The organism is Arthrobacter sp. Sr24, from assembly GCF_054511175.1.
Genome location: NZ_JBTNDB010000027.1, coordinates 29249 through 49053, shown reverse-complemented (window position 1 = coordinate 49053; position 19805 = coordinate 29249). Strand labels below are relative to the sequence as shown.

General features: G+C 60.5%; 15 protein-coding genes. 9 read left to right on the top strand and 6 right to left on the bottom strand.

The genetic code is table 11. The features are described from left to right. The first annotated feature begins 28 nt into the window (after nt 1–28). The 7 genes from ACX80D_RS15055 (at nt 29) to ACX80D_RS15025 (ending at nt 8278) form a co-directional block, all read left to right on the top strand. Nucleotides 29–3043: a Tn3 family transposase gene (locus tag ACX80D_RS15055; RefSeq protein WP_459323684.1), complete on the top strand. Its 3015-nt coding sequence runs from the start codon at nt 29–31 to the stop codon at nt 3041–3043. A 191-nt stretch (nt 3044–3234) separates the two neighbouring features. After that, nucleotides 3235–3621, top strand: a complete 387-nt coding sequence (locus tag ACX80D_RS15050; RefSeq protein ID WP_459323683.1) for an ArsR/SmtB family transcription factor — start codon at nt 3235–3237, stop codon at nt 3619–3621. Continuing rightward, nucleotides 3618–5567, top strand: coding sequence for a heavy metal translocating P-type ATPase (locus ACX80D_RS15045; protein ID WP_459323682.1), 1950 nt, complete (start codon nt 3618–3620; stop codon nt 5565–5567). The genes ACX80D_RS15050 and ACX80D_RS15045 overlap by 4 nt, the downstream gene beginning before the upstream one ends. Further along, nucleotides 5564–6073 carry a signal peptidase II gene (lspA, locus tag ACX80D_RS15040; RefSeq protein ID WP_459323681.1) on the top strand — a complete coding sequence of 170 codons (510 nt, stop codon included), beginning with the start codon at nt 5564–5566 and terminating at the stop codon, nt 6071–6073. Before ACX80D_RS15045 ends, lspA begins: the two co-directional genes overlap by 4 nt. A 210-nt stretch (nt 6074–6283) precedes the next feature. Continuing rightward, on the top strand, nt 6284–6883 hold the full coding sequence (locus tag ACX80D_RS15035; protein ID WP_459323680.1) for a recombinase family protein: 600 nt from the start codon (nt 6284–6286) through the stop codon (nt 6881–6883). A 193-nt stretch (nt 6884–7076) separates the two neighbouring features. Then, nucleotides 7077–7628 carry a hypothetical protein gene (locus ACX80D_RS15030; protein ID WP_459323679.1) on the top strand — a complete coding sequence of 184 codons (552 nt, stop codon included), beginning with the start codon at nt 7077–7079 and terminating at the stop codon, nt 7626–7628. An 89-nt stretch (nt 7629–7717) separates the two neighbouring features. Further along, nucleotides 7718–8278: a hypothetical protein gene (locus ACX80D_RS15025; protein WP_459323678.1), complete on the top strand. Its 561-nt coding sequence runs from the start codon at nt 7718–7720 to the stop codon at nt 8276–8278. Between the two features lie 191 nt (nt 8279–8469). Here ACX80D_RS15025 and ACX80D_RS15020 read toward each other — a convergent pair whose 3' ends face one another. The 3 genes from ACX80D_RS15020 to mobC are packed head-to-tail and all read right to left on the bottom strand — an operon-like array spanning nt 8470 to nt 11650. Continuing rightward, entirely contained in the window at nt 8470–9681 is a 1212-nt protein-coding gene (locus tag ACX80D_RS15020; protein WP_459323677.1) for a hypothetical protein, read from the bottom strand. Nucleotides 9682–9698: 17 nt separating this feature from the next. Next, the gene (locus ACX80D_RS15015) at nt 9699–11258 is read right to left on the bottom strand and encodes a relaxase/mobilization nuclease domain-containing protein (protein ID WP_459323676.1); all 1560 of its coding nucleotides are present in this window, start codon (nt 11256–11258) and stop codon (nt 9699–9701) included. Continuing rightward, on the bottom strand, nt 11258–11650 hold the full coding sequence (gene mobC, locus ACX80D_RS15010; protein WP_459323675.1) for a plasmid mobilization relaxosome protein MobC: 393 nt from the start codon (nt 11648–11650) through the stop codon (nt 11258–11260). The genes ACX80D_RS15015 and mobC overlap by 1 nt, the downstream gene beginning before the upstream one ends. A gap of 248 nt (nt 11651–11898) precedes the next feature. On the opposite strand from mobC, the gene ACX80D_RS15005 reads away from it, so the two are divergent. Further along, complete coding sequence (locus tag ACX80D_RS15005) at nt 11899–12288, top strand: hypothetical protein (RefSeq protein WP_459323674.1); 390 nt, start codon at nt 11899–11901, stop codon at nt 12286–12288. A 448-nt stretch (nt 12289–12736) separates the two neighbouring features. Here ACX80D_RS15005 and ACX80D_RS15000 read toward each other — a convergent pair whose 3' ends face one another. The 3 genes from ACX80D_RS15000 to ACX80D_RS14990 form a co-directional block, all read right to left on the bottom strand. Then, entirely contained in the window at nt 12737–17701 is a 4965-nt protein-coding gene (locus ACX80D_RS15000; RefSeq protein WP_459323673.1) for a helicase-related protein, read from the bottom strand. 95 nt (nt 17702–17796) lie between these two features. After that, the gene (locus tag ACX80D_RS14995; protein WP_459323672.1) at nt 17797–18192 is read right to left on the bottom strand and encodes a TnpV protein; all 396 of its coding nucleotides are present in this window, start codon (nt 18190–18192) and stop codon (nt 17797–17799) included. Between the two features lie 35 nt (nt 18193–18227). Then, on the bottom strand, nt 18228–18935 hold the full coding sequence (locus tag ACX80D_RS14990; protein WP_459323671.1) for a recombinase family protein: 708 nt from the start codon (nt 18933–18935) through the stop codon (nt 18228–18230). A 282-nt stretch (nt 18936–19217) separates the two neighbouring features. Between ACX80D_RS14990 and ACX80D_RS14985 the strand changes: the two genes are divergently transcribed. Further along, nucleotides 19218–19541 (top strand): hypothetical protein, encoded by a 324-nt coding sequence (locus ACX80D_RS14985; RefSeq protein WP_459323670.1) that lies wholly within the window; start codon nt 19218–19220, stop codon nt 19539–19541. Nucleotides 19542–19805 lie beyond the last annotated feature (264 nt).

Sequence of the window (19805 nt, the reverse complement as noted above, 5' to 3'; positions counted from 1 at the left end):
GGTGTCAGCGGCCTGTTGAATGGGTGGCATGGCGGTCGATTTTCTAAGTGATGAGCAGGTTGCAGGGTTCGGCGGATTCCCCGACGAGGTACCAGCGGAGGACCTGGAACGCTTCTGTTGGTTGGACGACGCCGACCTGTCGGTGGTTGGTCGCCGCCGGGGAATGCACAACCGCCTGGGATTTGCTGTTCAACTGATCACGGTGCGGGTAGCCGGACGTTTTTTGACGGATCCATTGGCTGTTCCGTGGCCGGTGGTGGAATCCCTGGCCGGACAGCTGGGCATTGCCGATGCTTCCGTGCTCAAGCTGTATGCGCAGCGGGGACAGACCGGGTATGAGCACGCCGCGGAAATCTCCACCGCGTACGGGTATACGGATTTCTCCGATCCGGCCAGGTACGAAGAGCTGAGGCTGTTCCTGGAGGCCCGGGCCTGGACTTCGTCGGAGGGCCCGGTGCGTATGTTTGAACGGGCAGTGCTCTGGCTGCGTGAGCGCAAGGTCCTGCTCCCCGGCCTCTCCACGCTGACACGACTGGTTTTAGAGGTCCGTGCAGGATCAAATGACCGTCTCTATTCCTTGCTGATTGACGCTGCCGGCCCCGCGTTGATTCTGGAACTGGAAAGCCTGCTCCGCGTTGAGGAGGGATCAAGGCTGACTGCGTGGGAGCGGCTGCGAACCGGACCGGCGAGGGTATCGGTGCCGGAGTTGTTGCGGCAGTTGGAGCGGCTGGTTCTCTTGCGGGCATTGGGTGCCGGGTCCATCGATGTGGAGATGGTCCCCGAGGGCCGGATGAATGCCCTGGCCCGCTACGGGTTGGCGGGCAAGGCCTCATCGCTTCGAGGACTATCGGGACAGCGCCGGGGTGCGACACTGCTTTGTGCCGTGCGCGCATTGACGTCGGAGGTTGCCGATGATTTGTGTGATGCTCTGGATGCCATTGTTACCGAACGCGTTCTGCGCAAGGCAACCAGGGAATCCAGTGCGGCTCGGTTGAAGTCCCTGCCCCGTTTGTCCAAGGCCTCACTGCAATTGGCGAAGGCCGCGAAAACGCTGGTCGAGGTGTTGGACAACACGGAGTATTCCGGCGCAGAGGCCGCCTCGGTGCTGGCCGATCAGGTTTCCTTGTCCGAGCTACGCGCCGCGCTGGAGGTGGTGAACGAAGTGGTGAATCCCGACGGTGCCGAGGCTGACACCGCGGCCGAGATGCTGCGCCGGTTCGCCACCGTGCGCTCGTTCCTGCCGGCGTTGGCCACCGCGGCACCCTTCGGGGCCACCGTGGGCGGGACGCCAACGTTGGCGGCACTGACAGCGCTTCCGGAGGTTCTGGACGGCCGCAAGAAAGACCCGGCCGAGGTTGATCTGTCCGTGCTCTCGCCGGCTTGGCAGCGTCTTGTCACGGTTGCGGAGGAGATCGATCGCAAGGCCTACACGGTGGCGGTGACGGTGGCCGTCCACAAGGCGCTGCGGCGCCGGGACATTTTCGTGGTGGGCGGGCGTCGCTGGGGAGACCCTCGGGCGCGGTTGCTGACCGACCCGGTGTGGAAGGCCACCAAAAACGAGACCTTGAGGGCGCTCCAGCTGCCGGAAGACCCAACGGACCACCTTGCCGGTGTTCGTCACCGCCTGGACATCAGCTATCGTTCGGCGGCGGAACAAATCGAAGACAATCCTGCGGTACGCATTGATGATGCTGGCAAGGTCCACCTCTCACCCCTGGAGGCCAAGACGATACCGGAGTCCCTGACCCAGTTGCGGGGGCTGGTCTCCGGGATGCTGCCGCGGGTGGACCTGCCCGATGTGCTGCTGGAAGTGCATTCCTGGACGGGGTTCCTCTCGGAATTCAGCCACGTCTCGGAGGCCTCCGCGAGGATGGGCCAGCTCAGCGTCTCGGTCGCCGCCATCCTGGTGGCCGAGGCATGCAACGTCGGGCTAACACCGGTGGTCAAGGACGGCCACCCAGCACTGACTCGGGGACGCCTGAGCCACGTCGATCAAAACTATGTGCGCGCCGATACGCTTCGCGCGGCTAACGCCCGGCTGATCCAGGCCCAGTCCGGTCTGGGACTCGCGCAACGCTGGGGTAACGGGTTACTGGCGTCCGTCGACGGAATGCGGTTCGTGGTTCCGGTGGCCACCGTCAATGCCGGGGCGAATCCGCGCTACTTCGGTCAAGGCCGAGGCCTGACCTGGCTGAACTATCTCAACGACCAGGTCTCCGGCCTGGGTGCCGTTGTGGTTCCGGGGACGGTCCGCGATTCCTTGCACATTCTCGATGGGCTGCTCGACCTTGACGGCGGCCAACGCCCCGAGATGGTCGCCACCGACACAGCCTCCTACTCGGATCAGGTTTTCGGGCTCTTCACCCTGCTCGGATACCGGTTCTCACCCCGCCTTGCAGGGTTGCCGGACCAGCGGTTCTGGCGCATCGACACCACAGCGGACTACGGGAAGCTGAACGCGGTGGCCGGCCGCAACCGCATCAACATGGAGCTCATCACGGCCAACTGGCCGGACATGCTCCGCCTTGCCGGATCCCTGACCGCCGGGACCGTGCGCGCCTCGGAAATCCTGCGGGTCACCCAGGGCGGTGGGACACCAGCCCTGCTCGGAAAGGCGTTGGCGGAGTACGGAAGAATAGCCAAGACCGAGCATCTGCTGGATTTCATCGATGCTGATGAGGGCTACCGCCGGCAAATCCATACGCAGCTAACGCTGCAGGAATCCCGGCACGCCCTGGCCAGGCTCATCTTCCATGGCAGGAGGGGGCAGATACGCCAGTCCTACCGGGAAGGCCAGGAAGACCAACTCGGCGCACTCGGTCTGGTGCTGAACGCGGTCATCTTGTGGAACACCCGCTATCTGGACGCCGCGCTCACCGAACTCCGCGACCGCGGCGTCCCCGTCGCCGACGAGGACGTACAACGACTGTCGCCGCTGGTCTCGGAACACATCAACATGCTGGGCCGATACTCTTTCGCCACGGACTCCACCGGCACGCAACTTCGACCCTTCAGGAACCCCGACAAGGACCTGGAGACCTAAACGAGGCGACATTGCCCTGAACATATCTCGGCCGTAGGGGGAACCCTGACGGTGACTGTCATTTTCAAAATCCACCATCAAGGGGTGTGCTGCACAAAAGAGTTCATGACCTTTCGCGGGGAACACTGTAGGGGCTTCCCTAAGGCTTGGCGATTGAATCAATGATCAGAAAATTGAGATATCATCAGTAAATGCTGATCAATCAAAATGCTCCGGTGGACGCTTGTGGACTGGACCCCGCGGCCGCCTTGTTCCGTTCCCTTGGCGACCCGATCCGTCTGAAGATCCTCAAGCGGATGGCGGGCGGAGAGGTGCGCGTCGGCGACCTCACCCGCGAACTGGGTCTTCCCCAGTCCACGGCTTCGATGCACGTGGCCTGCCTACGTGAGTGCGGTCTGGTTGAGGGCCGTTCCCAGGGCCGCAGCGTGTACTACTCGCTGTCTCGCCCGGAGTTGATGGATATGCTCGCCCAGGCCGAGATCCTGCTGGCCGCCACCGGTAGTGCGGTGAGCCTGTGCCCGAACTACGGCACCGACGGCATCACCACCCCGATCATTGAAGAGGAGAACGCCCGATGAGTGACGCCTGCGGATGCAGTGATGACACCCCCGAAACCGGTGAAACCGAAGAAGAGGCCCTGGGGTTTTGGCAGGTAACTGAGGTTCGCGCTGCCGCCGTTTCCGGCGTGCTGCTGCTGGCGGGATGGATTTCCTCGCTGGCCGGAGGCCCCCGGATGCTGACGCTTCCGCTGGAAATCGGTGCGCTGCTGGTTGCGGCCTGGACGTTCGTTCCCTCCACGCTCCGACGCCTGTTCAAGGGAAAGATCGGCGTCGGGACGCTGATGACGATCGCCGCCGTGGGCGCGGTGGCCCTGGGCCAGTTCGAGGAAGCCGCGATGCTGGCCTTCCTCTATGCGATTTCCGAGGGGCTTGAGGAATACTCCCTGGCAAAAACCCGGCGTGGTCTGCGGGCGCTGCTGGATTTGGTTCCGGCCGAGGCCCGGGTCCTGCGCAACGGCATCGAAACCACGGTGTCCCCCTCCGAGCTGGTCGCCGGGGACCGCATGGTGGTCCGCCCCGGAGAACGCCTGGCCACCGACGGGCGCATCCTGACCGGACGTACCTCCCTGGACACCTCGGCGCTGACCGGCGAATCCGTTCCCGTCGAGGTCGGCCCCGGCTCCGAGGTCTACGCCGGGTCCATCAACGGCACCGGCCCGCTGGAAGTGGAAGTCACCAGCACCGCCGAGAACAACTCACTGGCCAAGATCGTGCACATCGTCGAGGCCGAGCAATCGCGCAAGGGCCCGGGCCAGCGACTGGCCGACTCCATCGCCAGGAAACTGGTCCCCGGCATTCTGATCGCCGCGGCCCTGATCATCGTCTTTGGCTTCATTGTCGGGGAACCGGCCTTGTGGTTCGAACGCGCCCTGGTTGTCTTGGTGGCTGCATCGCCCTGCGCGTTGGCCATCTCCGTTCCCGTGACCGTGGTGGCATCCGTCGGGGCCGCCAGCCGGATCGGGGTACTCATCAAGGGCGGCGGGGCACTGGAAACCCTGGGCAAGATCCGCACCATCGCCCTGGACAAGACCGGAACCCTGACCCAAAACAAACCCTCCGTGATCGAGGTCGTGGCCACCGCCCCCGCCACCCGGGAACGGGTGCTTGCCCTGGCGGCGGGCCTGGAATCCCGCAGCGAACACCCGCTGGCCCGCGCCATCCTCGCCGCCACCACCGAGCGTGCATCGGTCACCGACGTGGACACGGTTCCCGGGGCCGGTCTGGAGGGGCGGCTCGATGGCAGGCGTGTCCGGCTCGGCCGTCCAGGATGGATCGATGCCGGAGCACTGGCCCCGGACATCGAGCGGATGCAGCACGCCGGAGCCACGGCCGTGCTCATCGAGGACGACGGCAAGGTCATCGGCGCCATCGGGGTCCGCGACGAACTGCGCCCCGAAGCCCGCGAAGTCATCGCCAGGCTCACGGCATCCGGCTACACCACGGCCATGCTCACCGGGGACAACATCATCACCGCAACTGCCTTGGCCAAGGCCGCAGGCATCACCGAAGTCCACGCCGACCTGCGCCCCGAAGACAAAGCGGAGATCATCCGCACCCTCCAAACCCGGCAGCCCACCGCGATGGTCGGGGACGGAGTCAACGACGCTCCCGCACTGGCCACCGCCGACACGGGCATCGCCATGGGAGCCATGGGCACCGACGTGGCCATCGAAACCGCCGACATTGCCCTGATGGGCGAGGACCTGCACCACCTGCCCCAGGTCCTGGACCACGCGCGCAATACCCGGCGCATCATGCTCCAGAACGTGGGCCTGTCCCTGCTGCTGATTGCCGTGCTGATCCCGCTGGCCCTCTTCGGGGTGCTCGGGCTGGCCGCTGTGGTGCTCATCCACGAACTGGCGGAAATCGTCGTGATCACCAACGGCGTCCGAGCCGGCCGGATCAGCGGCAAGGCCGCACTGAAAAACTCGCAGCAGGTGCCGTCACTGGAGCCGGCCACATGAGCGGCCAACCAGAAGCACTCCCCGAGACCCGGGACCGAACCGAGCGTACCGTCAGGACCGCTATGCTCCTAGGCGCTGCCGTGCTGGTCGCCGCCGACCTGGGCATCAAGGTCTTGGCCGAGGCCGTGCTTTCCAACGGTGCAACGACCGACCTGGGGTTGATCAATTTCCGACTGCTCTACAACACCGGGGTCGCGTTCAGTGTAGGTGCGGACCTGCCCGCCTGGGTCATTATCACGGTCACCGGACTGATCATCGTCGCGCTGACCTGGTATGCGGTATCTTCCGCGCCTTCCATGGGCCGGATCTCCCGAACGGGTGCAACCCTGATGCTCGGCGGAGCGGTCGGCAACTTCATTGACCGGCTCGATGGGCGCGGTGTCGTGGACTACCTACACACCGGGTGGTTCGCCACCTTCAATCTGGCCGATGTGTTTGTCACTGCGGGCGTTGTTCTGTATGCACTCGGCACGCTTCGCGCCGCTCCTTCCCGGGACGGCAATTAACCACCGATGCATGCGCGCTGGCATCGGTGGTGAACTGAGCCGCCGACGTCCCGAAAGAGAGGGGCGTTTGGAGACGTCCCGCAAGAGGGTCCTCCACCGGACACACCTGCCGCTGACCTGCTGCTTTGCTAATGGTGGGCTATGTAGTGTCCGTATAGGGTGTACGGTGAACTGTCCGGTGACGGGGCCTTATGTGACACACTGATCTACATGTCTAAGATCATGGTCGGCTACGGACGCGTGTCCACGGAAGAGCAAGACCTCACCGCCCAACGTGATGCTCTGGCATCCCTCGGCGTTGAGCCGGAACGGATCTATGTTGATCATGGCTTTACCGGCAGGAACAAGAATCGCGCCGGACTCCGTGAAGCCCTCGCCGCGTGCCGGGCCGGGGACACCTTCGTTATTACCAAGCTTGACCGCCTGGCCCGGTCCGTCCGGGACGCGCACGAAATTGCAGACGACCTCGCCAGTCGCGAAATTAAACTCAGCATCGGCGGCTCCGTCCATGACCCCACCGACCCCATGGGCAAACTACTGTTCAACGTCCTGGCGATGATCGCCGAGTTCGAAGCCGACCTCATCAGCATGCGGACCCGCGAAGGCATGAAAGTCGCCAAGGCCAACGGCCGACTCCGAGGGAAGCAACCCAAGCTCACCGCGAAGCAGGAAGCTCACCTCCTCGAACTGCACGACGCCGGGGAATACACCATGACCGAAATGGCAGAACTATTCTCCATCAGCCGATCCACCATCTACCGGGCCGTTGAACGCGGCCAACGCAAGAAAACCGGCACAATCACTCCGTGACCTCTTCCTGTCACCAACGAAAGATGACGTGCGGCTCTCATCGTTGCCCGACACTGCGACAGCTTTGCGCCGGGCATTTCGCTTTTTCGCAAGCCCTATCCCCGCCAGGATCGACACCGGGATGTCGTTAGCGTGAATTTCCGTGCCGATCTTCCTCAGACCCCGATCAACAGCCGATAGCAGGGGGGACAGAATGACATCTGACAGCTTCGAAACACTCAAGCGAGTAGTGGAGTCAGAATCGGTGGCCGGTGAGTTTTTCAGGGCCGTTCTTGAGTGGAATGTTGTGGAGCTGGAAGAACACCCTACGGGGGAAGGCGCATGCGTCTGTGGTCAGCAAAACTTGGTCAAGATGTTCACTATCAGGAACCACAAAAACGGCTCTGAGCTTTTTCCAATCGGCAGCCATTGTGTAAATCACTTCGGCCGAGAAGACCTAAACCTTCAGGTCACCGTGTTCAGCGACCTTTTCTCTCTTCGCAAGTCCATTCTTGCGGGAGAGCGCATTACTCTTACCTCTGAATATTTCTCGCGTGCGGTGCTGAAATGGCTTCTTGACGAGGGAGCCTTCCCTGCAGACCAGTGGAACTACGGCAACGGCGAGAATGACTATCAGTTTCTCCTCGACATGTTCAACAAGCGCAACAAGGATGAACTCAGCCGGAAGCAAGAGGCAAAAATTTACCAAATGCTTAAGTACAAGGTGGTTCCATTCGTCAGGGATCACGCAGCTCTGGGGCAATGATCTGAGTAGTGGCAGAACAGGATTGCGCGTTTAGCTGACCCGTAGAGCGTGGAACATCAACCGCTGTTTCAAGGCATAGGCTGACGAGAATGGAAGACGACACAGAAGTACAGGGGCACCGCCTCTGGGTGGGCATGACCTCTGAGGGGGAAGCCGCTGTAGGCCGGATAGCACTCTGGGCCGCATCCGTGGAAGAAAACCTTGCGGATTTGTGTGCGTCACTGATTAACCACCTCGACCCTGAGGTCGGTCATGCGGTGGTTGCAAATATGAGCGCGTCATCAATGATCCAGCTTGCAAGGAAACTGGCGACTGACTCAGATGCAGTCAGAGTCGAGGACAGGGCGGAAATTCTGGCAATGCTCACGGAAGCGAAAGCTGCACTAGAGCAACGCAACAAGATACTCCACGCGAGCGTGTTAGAGATTATGTTTGGGGGCAAAACGGCCTTCCGTCACCGGAGAAAAGGGAGGCCCGTAGCGTCCGGCCCGCAGCCGCATTGGGAGATTACCTTGCGTGGAGTGGACGAGCTTGACGAGATTGGCGCACGTCTTTTCAGGGTGTCGGAAGACCTGTGGGGGTACGTCAACCTGCCGGCGGAAGAATTTCTGGCCGTCCCTCCGATGGAGCCTGGACAGGCCTCCGATTAGCCCTAGTTTTGCGTGCTGGGTTCCCCTAGACCATGCAAACCCGTTCAAGGACTTTTGGCTATGACGGCTTCCATACTTTGGTAGCACGAGCGATAGCCGCAGAAAGGGATTCTCACATTGAGAAGCCTCGCACGAAAGAGGGTCAGCACCATGTGGTGCTGACCCTCTTTCGTGCGAGGAGAGTCGCCAGGCTAGCGACTCATGCCCTTTTGCAGGATCTTCGCTAGGCCGGGGACTCCACGTGACTTCCGTGCTTTTGGTGCCTTCCCCAACGCTTTGGCCACTGCTGCGCTGGGTGGTGTTCCTTGGTCCTGGTCAGCACTCAGTCGTGCTTGCACGGCTTCCTTGTCGGCAACAGCATCCAGGCTCGCGGCGAGTCCCTCACGCCGCTCGGCCGAGTCGTATTTGACGCCGGCTTCTTCTCGCAACCCGGGGGACTGGTCTTGCTCATGACGCTCGGACTCCGACGTTCCGTTGTATTCCTCAGTGATTCCGGCGCTCTCTGCAATCTTTAACTTTTCGCTGACCAGCTCTGCTGCCTCTGCTCTGAGAGATTCTGCTTGCCCTGGCAAATCAGCATCTTCAAGAATGTCAGCGTTGATTAGGTTGCGCTCAGCTTGCACGTCCAGTTCGTCAATGCGTGTTCGTGCTTCGGCAGCGGTCAACGGCATGTTCGCATCTCGGCTGCCTGCATCCTTCCCTGCACCGGCATCCGGTCCGGCTGCCTTGTTTTCCTCCGCTGTTGTCTTCTGGCGGTGAAGGTCTTCTCTGTTTGCTTCTGCCAGGAGCAATGCTGCCTGTGTGGTCTCTTCGCGGCCTGATCCTCGCTGCTGGTCGGCCTGGGCCTTCCATCGGCTAATGAGTCCAGTTTCATCGCTGCGGCTGGCTTCCATGGTGTCCGCGTACTGGTGGGATTGGTTCCATTGCTTGTAGTACTCGGGGTCATTCTGGCTGAACCATTCGCGTGCCTGGTCCAGTTCTGACGGCAGCGCACTGTCTTGTGAACCGGTTCGCTCGATGCTTGCCGTTGGGGTGGATAACTCGGTCACGTCCATGCCGTACCTGCGCTGCACCTGGTCCCGGATCGTGTCGGCGGCGTTGCGGGCGGTCGGGTCGTGGTCCTTCCACGCTGTGGCTGTCTCGTGGGCGCGTTCAATGTCTTTGGTGCTGGCGTTGTCCCACCACCGGTTGTCCATGACTGGGGCGAGCTGGGCGCGGGCTGCTGCCCGTTCAGCATCGAACCGTGCTTGCAGTTCACGCCCTTGCTGTTCCTCGGCCGCCTGAGCGCGCCGCAGGGCCGTTTCACGCGCCCTGGCCAGCTGTTCGCCAAGTCGGCCGGCAACGGTCATCCCGACGCGGGACATTCCTTCGATAGCTTCCTCAATACCGTCAGATTCACTCATGGTCTGGCCTCCTGCTGCTATCTCTCAATGTCCGGGCGGGTGGTCCCGCCACGGGTGGTTACGGGGGTACGTGCTTGTTCGTATTTAGGTGGCACTACGGAGCCAGCCACACGTGCCGGCACTTCCCCGGCGGCACTCATGCTGACGGCCTCTGCTGCTTCGCTGTCAATGGCCGGCGATGGAACAGTAATGCTCGGAAGTGTGGCTGCCACCTGACTGAGTTGTGTCTTCACCAGTTCGCTGATCTGGCGTGCGCGGCGCAGGTCGTTGGAGGCTTTGTGCATGTCGTGGACGGCCTTGGAAACGTTCAGCAACTGCCGCAACATGATGGCCTGCGCCGCTGTGCCCTGGCCGCCCATGGTCGCCGTCATAAGGATCATGGAGGCACCGCGTGCGGACGGTCCAACACTCTTGATCGGACGCACAGGGTAGCGGCGCAGCTGCGCCGTCTTGGAGAGTTCATCGGCCGCAGCTGCCAGCGGCCCGGGCGTAGCCTCGGTGGCCGTTGACCAGGCTGCAAACGCACCGGACGTCTCCCGTGCGACGTGCGCCCAGGTCGCGTGATCGTCCAGCGGAACGTTGCGCAGGCTCTCGCGCAGCTGCGCAACTTCGTCGCTATACCGCTCCCACATTTGCGGGTCTGGTTCGCTGACCTCCCGCCCGACACTGACCGGACGCCGGCCACGTGCGGCGGCTCCCCATTCAGCCACGGCCTTCGTCGCAAGTTGTGGGCTGTCGTTCCAATCGCTGCGCAGTCGTGGCAGCGTCAAGTCCTTGGCAAGGTGTCCCCCGCCGTACCAGACGGGACGAACCCCCTTGGGGGGACGTTCGGCCACTGAGTAGCCAACAACTACGTCGTCGCGGCCGGCTGCGTAACGCGGTTTGATCATGGCACCCGTGTGGCGAAACCGGCGGACAAACTCGGCTTCATCCTGTGCCGCCGTGGCGCAGGCGCGGACCTTTCGGGCCAGGGACCTGCGTTCTGGTTCTGGTGCCCCTCGGCGTTCGGCCGCTTCACGTTCGCCCGGGCGCAGGCCTCGCATGGCGTAGACGGGAGAAAGTTCTTCTAGGCCATACTTCTTTTCCAGTGACCGTGCTGTGTCCTGTGCCCTTTTGAAGTCAAGGTGGCTGCTCCATTTGGTGCCGTCCTCGCGCACCATGGAAGCAGCAATATGAATGTGGTCATTGCCGGCCTTGCTGTGGCCGTGACGAATGGCCACCCACGACACAGGCGCTTTGCCGCTTGCCTCAGTGAACCCCATGTCGTCCATGAAATCGTTGGCAATCTCCGCCCACTTCTGGTCGGTAAGGTCACCTTCCTCAGCGCGCAGACTAAGCGAACAATGCCAGACATGTCCACCCTTTACCTCAACGCCCAGGATGTTCTTAGCCTGGTCCAGTTCATGTGCAATGGACAGGGCCGCGTCGCGTCCCAGTTCGTCGTCATTGTGCCACGCCATGATCGGTGCGGAGCCGGTCACAAGGTGCGGGTCTGTGTGTTCGTTGGCGCGGCCCGAGCCTGCCAGGTAGACCAGCAGTCCCGCCATGCGGTCGCCCTTAGTGATGTTCGGAATCATTAGCCGGCCAGCCCGTCAACAAGATTGTTGATCCGCTCCGCAATGTCGCGGACCCGTCGCAGTGCGGCCCGTGCCTCGTCGGGAAACTCGTCGGTGGCATTGGCATGCTTGGCGAGCTGGTTCACATTGTTGGACAGGGCCGCCAGGTATCGGCGAGCTGCCATGAACTCAGTGGCCAGAGCGCGGCGTTCGGCCAACGATTCAGAAGACTGGGCGTAAAGGGCAGCACTGACCAGGATTTCCGATGGGCTTCGTCCGGTCTGCTCTTCCAGAACGTAGAGGCGGGTGCGTTCCTGTTCCGACATGGACACCCGCACGTACTGGGTTTGACCGTCAATGTTCGCACGGCGACGACGGCTCAAACGACGGCTGGAACTCTGTTCCTCAGCCATTGCCTTACCGCCTTTCCATGCCCAGCGCAGCGCCCCGGATTCTCCGGGATCACACTTCCAGTGTGACGCATCCTCGACACGAAGTCGAGGTGCAAGCCCACTTATGGCACATAAGTGTATAGCTTGCTCCGTCTGGTGACTCCATGCGGGAAAACTCACCTTCGCAGACGGTGAGTGAACGGCTGCGCCGTGCTCCTTCTCTTTAGCGCCCTAGCGGGCCGAATGCCTGCTGCGCTAGACTGGGTGCCATGGCTACCCAAATAGATGCCCAGAGAATCGAAGCCGAGCTGCAGAAGCGGCTAACCAACCGCATGGATTCAGTGCGAGCCCTGGTGAAGTCTCGCCAAGCCGTGGCAGACGCCCGCGACGCCCTCAGTAAGGCCGAAGACGAAGATGCTCGGCGGTTCCAGGCCGCGCTGGGCGCAGGCTGGACAGTCGAGGAGCTGCGCAGCTCTGGCCTCCCTGAGCCAGAAAAGAAGCTGCGCGTGCGCAAGCGAACAACCCGCACGAGAAAGGCCCAGGAGTCTGATCCGCTAACCGAGCGTGCTCAACAAGAAGTTAACCAAGCCAAACGAGCTGTGCACACGGCAAACGAGGCTACGAAGATGGCACGAGAAGAACTTGGCACAGCTGACTGAATAGTGGCACGGTAGCGCGAAACGATGAGTTGCCTCTCGTCCACAAGTGCACAGCAAAAGATTAATCCTTCGGTCTTTTCCTGCACACAGGTGGACGACAGGGACCAGGTGACCGGCTGCACACAACCGCCACGGCACCGACACGATAAGAGGTCACGCAGGGCGAGCAGCGGTCATGCACAGCCTCCTTCGTCCGTGGATTATGGCAAGCGAAAAGGGCCGGCTAATGCCGGCACTTTTTTATTGGTTATGTAACCTCGTGCAGACAACCAATCAAATATTTTGTCTGTCTTGTTGGTCGCACAGTCGCCGCGCGGGTGTATCCGGGTCTGGAACGCCGGAGGCAAGCCAACCCTCTAATTGAGCCCGCTCTTCGGTAGCCGGGGAGTCCATCTTTCCCCTGACAATGTCGGGTTCGATTCGATCCGCGAATGAATGCTCCATGGTTCTATCTATCCATTCCATCGCTCCGTTGGGGACCTGTTGAACGCACTGTATTACCGGCCATCGAATCTGACGCTGGTGTCGTCTGACGCTGTCCAGCAGGTGATGGGAAATCTGAACGGTGGCTCTTGCGAAGAGCCTCCAGTTCGGCGTCGAAAGTTGGTTGCGGAGCATCTTCACCGCGCATTTCACGCCCTATGCGCTCAACTTCCCATCGGGTCGATTTTAAGGCGTCTTCGTGCTTGAAGGGTTCTCTCAGCGCGGTTGCGGCATCTCTGTATTCTTGTCGTGCTTCCTCGATCTTTTGTTCTTGTTTTGTGACTGCTTGGGGCAGACGCATGACTTGATTTTCCAGTCTGGTAATCAGTCCCACATTCGGGTTCAACGCGGCGTCCCGGCGAACTTCCACGTACACTCCGGGGGCTTGGTCAATGTGAAATCGAACCGGTGATGAGTTGATGTCCCCGAGGATTGCCATACCCTCCATGACGCGGACATTGTGACCAGCTATGGTGGCGGCAATACCCGCATCACGTTCTGCATGCGCCGAAGGCCTAAACGACGTATTTTCCTTTACCCAAGAACCTAGTGCTTCTGCGGCCTCGGTTCGCTTGTTGTAGCGTGAATCGTTGATCGTCATGGCAAACGATTCACCGCCAAGTTCGCCGGTCGTCCGGGCAACGGCTTCCTGCAACTTAGGCAGGTTCTCAATCAACTTGCGCCCCCTTGACTCGGCGCCGTCCTTGCGGTGCACCAAAGACGACTGATTGCGATTCCAAGCACGGCTCAGTCTCTCCAGACGCGAAAGTTCTTGGTCCGCTTTGGACTTCTCGAGGATCAATGGATTGCCGCTGGAGATAGCCTTGACCTCCGCGTATGAGAGTGTATTTTCTCCAACATCCTCGATTTCGCGCACGTCCAGTTTGCCGCGCATGATCTGGTCAATGAAGCGCGATTTCCGCTCCAAGGTCTGCCACATGAAGGTGTCGAACGATCCTTTGGTGACCACCTGGGATATGTCGACTTCGGGGTTTTGGTTCCCCTGACGGATAACCCGCCCATGGCGTTGGGAAACGTCAGCAGGCCGCCAGGGAGCGTCCATATCCACTAGGTGCACTGCCCGGTCTTGGATGTTGGTTCCCACGCCCATTTTCTGTGTGGAACCGACAAGGACGGCGACTTCTCCGCTGCGGCAGGCGGCAAAGAGCCGGCCCTTTTCGGCATCGTTTTTGGCCTCGTGCATGAAGCGCACTTTTTCCGCTGGCACACCACGGCTAACAAGATCGTCTCTGAGCTGGTCATACACATTCCAGCCCTTTGACGGTGTGCCCATATCGCAGAACACGATTTGCAGGGCTCCAGGGGTTGGGTGGTCTCCGCCGGTGGCAGGGTCTTGGTAGATGCGGTCCTTGTTTTTCTCATAAACCCCGGTGATGAGGTCCGCCGCTGCACTTGTTTTAGTGGCTCCTTCCAGCATCTCCAGCGTCGGATCAACGAGTCGCATATCGAGTGCGGCCTTGCGGCCGTCGCTGGATATTTTGAGCATGTTGTCATCGTGTGGGTCGATCAGTCGTTGCTGGACGGCTTCAGCGCGTTTCCCGATGTCCGCAATGTAGTCCGTCAGCTCTGCGCTGGGTTCCACAGTGACCATCCGCGGGAGTCGTTTTCCATCGTCGCGTGCAGCCATTTTTGGTACGGGTAGCTGGAGGTCTTCGGCGGTTTTGACGTCCGCGAAGGTGTGGAACATTTTCAAGAGCTCAGGGACGTTCTGGAATTTGGCGAACCGTTCCTTCATCTTGAAGTTATCTCCACCGGCTACGGACATTTCCATCTCGGAGACGACCTCACCGAATGTTGCTGCCCAAGTGTCAAAGTCGTGAATGCCCGCTTTTTCCAAGAGGTCCGGACGCAGGTACCTCATCATCACGTACATTTCGGTGACACTGTTGGCAATCGGGGTTGCCGTAGCACCGGTGACGACCCGGTCGCCGTGCGTTTCGCGTAAGTATTCGATCTTCGCGTGTAGGTCCGAGGCTCGCTTAGAGCCATCAATGGCGGCGTCGCTGATATTGGAAGGTGTATCGAGGTTCTTGAAGTCGTGTAGTTCATCAACGATTAAGTAGTCGATGCCCGTCTGCTCAAAGGTGATACCTGGGTCCACAGGCCTATCGAGCCTGGTCTTCATCTTTTCTTCTCGCGCTTGGAGGCGTGCCTCCATCTTCTTGACCGTCATCGACTTTTCGCCGCGTTCAGCTGCCCGGGCACTGGTGGCAGCCAGTTCTTGGCGCATGCGTTCCGTCTCGCGGTTCATGTAAGCCTGCTCCGACGCAGGAGACAGCTCGATGCGTTCAAAGGCTGTGCGAGTCATAATGACCGCGTCCCAGTCATTGGCCGCGACGCGGGCGACGAACTCCCGGCGCTTTTCCCCTTTCAAATCGGCCGACGACGCGGCCAGGATGCGTGCTTGGGGATAGATTTGTAGCCATTCCCGGGCGAACTGGTCCAGCATGTGGTTGGGAACGACAACGGCCGGCTTGTTCGTCATTCCAAGACGGCGTAGTTCCATTGCTCCCATGGCCATCTCGGCAGTTTTGCCTGCTCCAACTTCGTGGAAGAGTCCTACGGAGGGTTCTGAAATCATGCGGGCGACCGCGGCGCGCTGGTGAGGTCGCGGTTTCCAAGACTTCACCAGCCCAGGCAGTGTTAGTCGTTCACCTTCGATGGTGTAATCACGCAGGACCAGGGAATTGAAGCGGCGGTTGTATTCATCGGTCAAAGCAACAGTGCGTGCCGGGTCTTCCCAGACCCATTCGCTGAACCGGTCCTTGATCATCTGTGCCTTTTCTTGCGCAGCCGTGGTTTCTGTGGGATTCACGATGCGCCGGGTGCTCTCGGGGTTGTCTGGGTCGGGGTCGGTGACCTGGACGCGGCGCTGTTCCAGCAGGTTCTTGAAAATGTCTCCGGCGGGCATCCGGTCGGTACCCCAGTCATTACGGGCCTGAAAGGTGTGTTTGCTGGCTTTTACATCCCAGTTCGCGCCGCTGGCGCGGTCCACATGGGCGCGAGGGTCTTTGATCAGTTGTTGTAGGAACTGTGCGTGGATGTCTGGGGAGATCCATACCGAACCGATCTTGGCTTCGATTTCATCTGCACCTAGTGGGCGTGGCATCACATTGTGGAGGTCCGTGACGTTGCGTTGATAGGACGGATCGTCGGCAGCCGCTTCGGTGGCTGCGTCGAGCTTTTCGCGGATATTGCCACTGAGGTATTCGGCCCGTGTTTCCATGGCACCCGGTTCTCCGGGAATGTCATAAACCAAGTCTCCGAGGGCTTCACGCGCTTCTTCTTGTTCGATGCCCAGCAAAGAGGCGATGTTCTCCAAATCCACTTCCCCGGTGGTCTCCAGGGTCACTGCCAAGGCATCTGCCGGGTTGTCGACGCCAAGGACGGGTTTGCGTGGCTGTACTTGGCGTTCCTTGAGTAACGCTGCGGGTCTAGCTTTCTGTGTTCCCTCATCGAAGTATTCAAGTGCCGTCACTAAGGGACCGTAGGGGTCTTTGCGCAGCGTCGCCATGACACGGGGTTGAGTCCGGGCCATGATCTCCTGCCCGTTTTCTTCGGCGCGTCCGGTGCGCCGCTCCCCGAACCGGTTGATGGGACCGTACTTGTCTGCATATTCCTGATACTTAACGGCTAGATCCGCCCGTGCTGTTGTCAGCTCGTCGGTATCCTCGACGTTGGATGCTTCCAAGGTCAACACGGCGCGTGCACGATCGCGCAAGCCCAGTAGTGCGCGAAGCTCTGCTTGTTGGGTGGCCGGGACGCTCAGTTGCTCGGTGACTCTGGCTAGGTTCACTTGGGTGAAGGTGCCGTCCTCAAGGGCCGCAATATGTCCTACCTGCTCGGTGGCTGGGGACAGCGGCAGGCTCGCGGCGGCCCGCACCTCGGGGGAGCGCTGGTCTTGGCCGAAACCCCGCCCGGCGTTTACGGCCGTTGTCGCAATCTCCTGCAACTGCTCGTGCAGCTGTGCTGGGACTGCTTGCAAGTCCTTGGTGCGTACGTTCACTGTGGCGGTGCCGTACATACCGTTGCCTACTTCAATTTCTCCCAGCACCTTATCCGGGTTCTGGGTGAAGTAGTCATTGATGCGTGCATCGACCCCGGATGCTGTGGATACCGGATGCGACGTAATCCACGCCGCGTTTCCTGGTTCCTCCCCGGGCAGACGGCGGCGAAAGACAAGTACGTCAGTCAGGGCATCAGTGCCGGCTGACCTCCGGTGAGCGCCGTTGGGCAGGCGTACCGCACCCAAAAGGTCCGCATTTTCGTAGATTTCTCGGCGTGCTGCGGGGTTCTGTGCATCGAGGGTAAAGGCTGAGGAAATGACTGCGACCATCCCGCCTGGCCGGGTGAGGTCCAAAGATTTAATGATGAAGTGGTTGTGCATCGAGTGTCGGCCCTGGTTGTGGGTCGTATCGTGCAGGATGTTCCTGCCAAAAGGCACGTTGCCTACGGCTGCGTCGAAGCGTCCACTTCCGAATTGCGAATCTGCGAAGGACTCGGAGCGGATGGTGGCTTCTGGGTAGAGAGCCTGAGATATGCCTGCGGTGACTGGGTCCAGCTCTACGCCGGTCATGGTGGTACCTTGTGGGGCCAAGCCAATGAAGGTGCCCGCCCCAGAGCCCGGTTCCAGGACGTTCCCGCCCTCGTAGCCCAGACTTTGCAGCGTTTGCCATATTTCGGTGGCCAGTGCCGGGTCTGTGTAGTGGGCATTGATGACCGTGCGGTTGGCTGCGCGGTATTCATCCTCGGTGAGTAATTCGCGCAACTCGGCCCTGTCAGCAGCGAACTCAGCCCGGTTTTCATCAAAGACCTCCGCGACACCCGAAGCTCCCCAGCTTCCCCACCGGGCAAGAATTTCCTTCTCCCCTCCGGTGGCCGCCCGCTCGTCTGCTTGCAGTGCTCGCAAGGTACGTAGGGCATCAAGGTTTGCCTGGAAGCGTGCCCTCGCTCCTGAAGGCGCCAGGGCATCCTGGCCTGCGGGAATGAACCGCGCCGGTGCGGCTACTGATTCAGGTGGCTGTCCCTGTCCAACTGGTCCAGTTCTTCTGTCGCCTGCTGTTGCAGTTCTCTCATTTCCTTCACGAACTGGAGGTGAAGGCTCATCTCGCTCGGCTCCTGGTCCTCGTCCTCCGTCAGTTCCTCGGCCTGCGGCGTCAGCATCTCTACTCTCACGATTTCCTCGGCCTGCGTTTTCGCCGCGTTCAACCGACCTACCTTCTCCAGGTAGCTCTCCCCCTGCAGGTCCTTTCCCGCGATTTTCACCGACAGGTCCCCCACCGCGTTCTCCGCTTCCTTCCCCAGGTTGGTAAACCATTCCTCCGGGTTCACTATCAGCTCGTACTGGCGCGGGGCCAACATCTTCCACGTGTCCTGCGCGAACTTGCCGTATGTGTTCATTGCGAACCTCCTCTGGTTCTGGAAAGAGAAAATCATCAAGAGATATTTGGCCCTGAATCTGGGTTTTGCGTGCTCTGGCCATCGGTAGACTCCCGGGTTGAGTTAGCTGGTTTGGTACCAGCGTATCCATCGCCTGCTAAGCCGTCTTGGCGCAGCGCACGAATAATAGTGGATCGACTGACCTTGAATTTGGCAGCAATCCTGTCAAGGGACCATTCCTCGCGTTCCCTCAGCCTGCGTGCCTCGCGCACATCATGAGGCTGCAACCTCGGTGGCCGGCCACCCTTGCCAGCCGCCACGGCCAACCCTGCCATGGTGCGTTCACGAATGAGCTCGCGCTCCATCTCGGCCACTGCGGCGATGATGCTAAACATCATCCGGCCCTGCATGGTGGTGGTGTCGATGCCTTCGCTCAACGAACGGAAGGCGATTTTGCGGTCCTTCAAGGTGTCCAGCAATTCCACCAAGCCACGCACGGTCCTGCCAAGGCGGTCCAGTTTGGTGACCACTAGTGTGTTCCCGGGCTGCAGGGCACGCAGGCAGGCGTCCAGCTCGGGGCGTGTCATCGTCGCCCCTGATTTCCCGTGATCGGCGTACACGTCATAGCAACCTGCGTCCGTGAGTTGCTGACGCTGGCTCTCTAAGGACTGATCGCGAGTGGACACGCGTGCGTATCCAAGAGAGACGCCCTCAGGGACCATGCGTGGTTCCTCCACGCCGTCCAGGCTTTCTGGCCGTTCCATGTTGATCTCCTCCTTGTGGGTCAGAAACCGTGTCAAGGTCTTGGAACGAGCATACATGTTTCGTACTTGGTTTGTGACTACCTTTGGAGGCAGTTTTTGCGGTTCACAATTATGCGTCGACAAACGATCGTTTTTGGTCCGTCTCAAAAAAGAACGTCAAGAGGCCTTGACGCGCATTTTCTCGTCAAGTTGACTGGACGTATGGAAAACGACGACACACACCGCCTCCCGCCCGACGTTAGCGAATACATCAAAGCGTGGGACGCACATGAATCGCGACAAATGTGGCAGAGAGTTGTCGACCGGGGCGGCGATGCGGAGGTGGCACAATCTGCTCTCGACCAAATCCCTGAGGTGGATGCAATCGAGGCGCTTGCCGCAAATGCAGCCGCCGTCAACCTCCTTATTGGTCGACGCTGGTACGTCATGCAAGCGGCCCGCGAGGCCGGCGCGACATGGGAGGCGATCGGGACGGCATTGAGGATTACGAAGCAGGGCGCACAGGACTACTACCGTCGTCAGATCGAGAACCAGGAGAAGTACGCCGCTAACCTCCATGACACCGATCGAGCCCGGGCCGCACTCGACGGGAACGATGTTCAGTGACGGTCGTTAAAGGGGGTGGAACAGGATACGCCTGAAAGGGGCAGTGCTTACTTGGGTGGGACCCAAGTACTCCCGAGACAGTCCATGCTCCAACTTCAGATAATAGTGAATATCTGAAGTCAACTACGTCCGTGGCTTCAGATATCGCGGTATCGGCGGATCGCGAACACCTTCAAACAACTTCAGATATCACATTTTGCCATTCCGCTCTCCCAGGGGTCGCTGCAGAAAACGGATCTTATTGTGCCGTAAGGAGTCACGGGG

Coding starts and splice junctions, on each gene's coding strand:
- ACX80D_RS15015 (WP_459323676.1), bottom strand. CDS start 11,258: ATGATTCCGAACATCACTAAGGGCGACCGCATGGCGGGACTGCTGGTC.
- ACX80D_RS15055 (WP_459323684.1), top strand. CDS start 29: ATGGCGGTCGATTTTCTAAGTGATGAGCAGGTTGCAGGGTTCGGCGGA.
- mobC (WP_459323675.1), bottom strand. CDS start 11,650: ATGGCTGAGGAACAGAGTTCCAGCCGTCGTTTGAGCCGTCGTCGCCGT.
- ACX80D_RS15005 (WP_459323674.1), top strand. CDS start 11,899: ATGGCTACCCAAATAGATGCCCAGAGAATCGAAGCCGAGCTGCAGAAG.
- ACX80D_RS15045 (WP_459323682.1), top strand. CDS start 3,618: ATGAGTGACGCCTGCGGATGCAGTGATGACACCCCCGAAACCGGTGAA.
- ACX80D_RS15035 (WP_459323680.1), top strand. CDS start 6,284: ATGTCTAAGATCATGGTCGGCTACGGACGCGTGTCCACGGAAGAGCAA.
- lspA (WP_459323681.1), top strand. CDS start 5,564: ATGAGCGGCCAACCAGAAGCACTCCCCGAGACCCGGGACCGAACCGAG.
- ACX80D_RS15020 (WP_459323677.1), bottom strand. CDS start 9,681: ATGAGTGAATCTGACGGTATTGAGGAAGCTATCGAAGGAATGTCCCGC.
- ACX80D_RS15050 (WP_459323683.1), top strand. CDS start 3,235: ATGCTGATCAATCAAAATGCTCCGGTGGACGCTTGTGGACTGGACCCC.
- ACX80D_RS14990 (WP_459323671.1), bottom strand. CDS start 18,935: ATGGAACGGCCAGAAAGCCTGGACGGCGTGGAGGAACCACGCATGGTC.
- ACX80D_RS14995 (WP_459323672.1), bottom strand. CDS start 18,192: ATGAACACATACGGCAAGTTCGCGCAGGACACGTGGAAGATGTTGGCC.
- ACX80D_RS15030 (WP_459323679.1), top strand. CDS start 7,077: ATGACATCTGACAGCTTCGAAACACTCAAGCGAGTAGTGGAGTCAGAA.
- ACX80D_RS15025 (WP_459323678.1), top strand. CDS start 7,718: ATGGAAGACGACACAGAAGTACAGGGGCACCGCCTCTGGGTGGGCATG.
- ACX80D_RS14985 (WP_459323670.1), top strand. CDS start 19,218: ATGTGGCAGAGAGTTGTCGACCGGGGCGGCGATGCGGAGGTGGCACAA.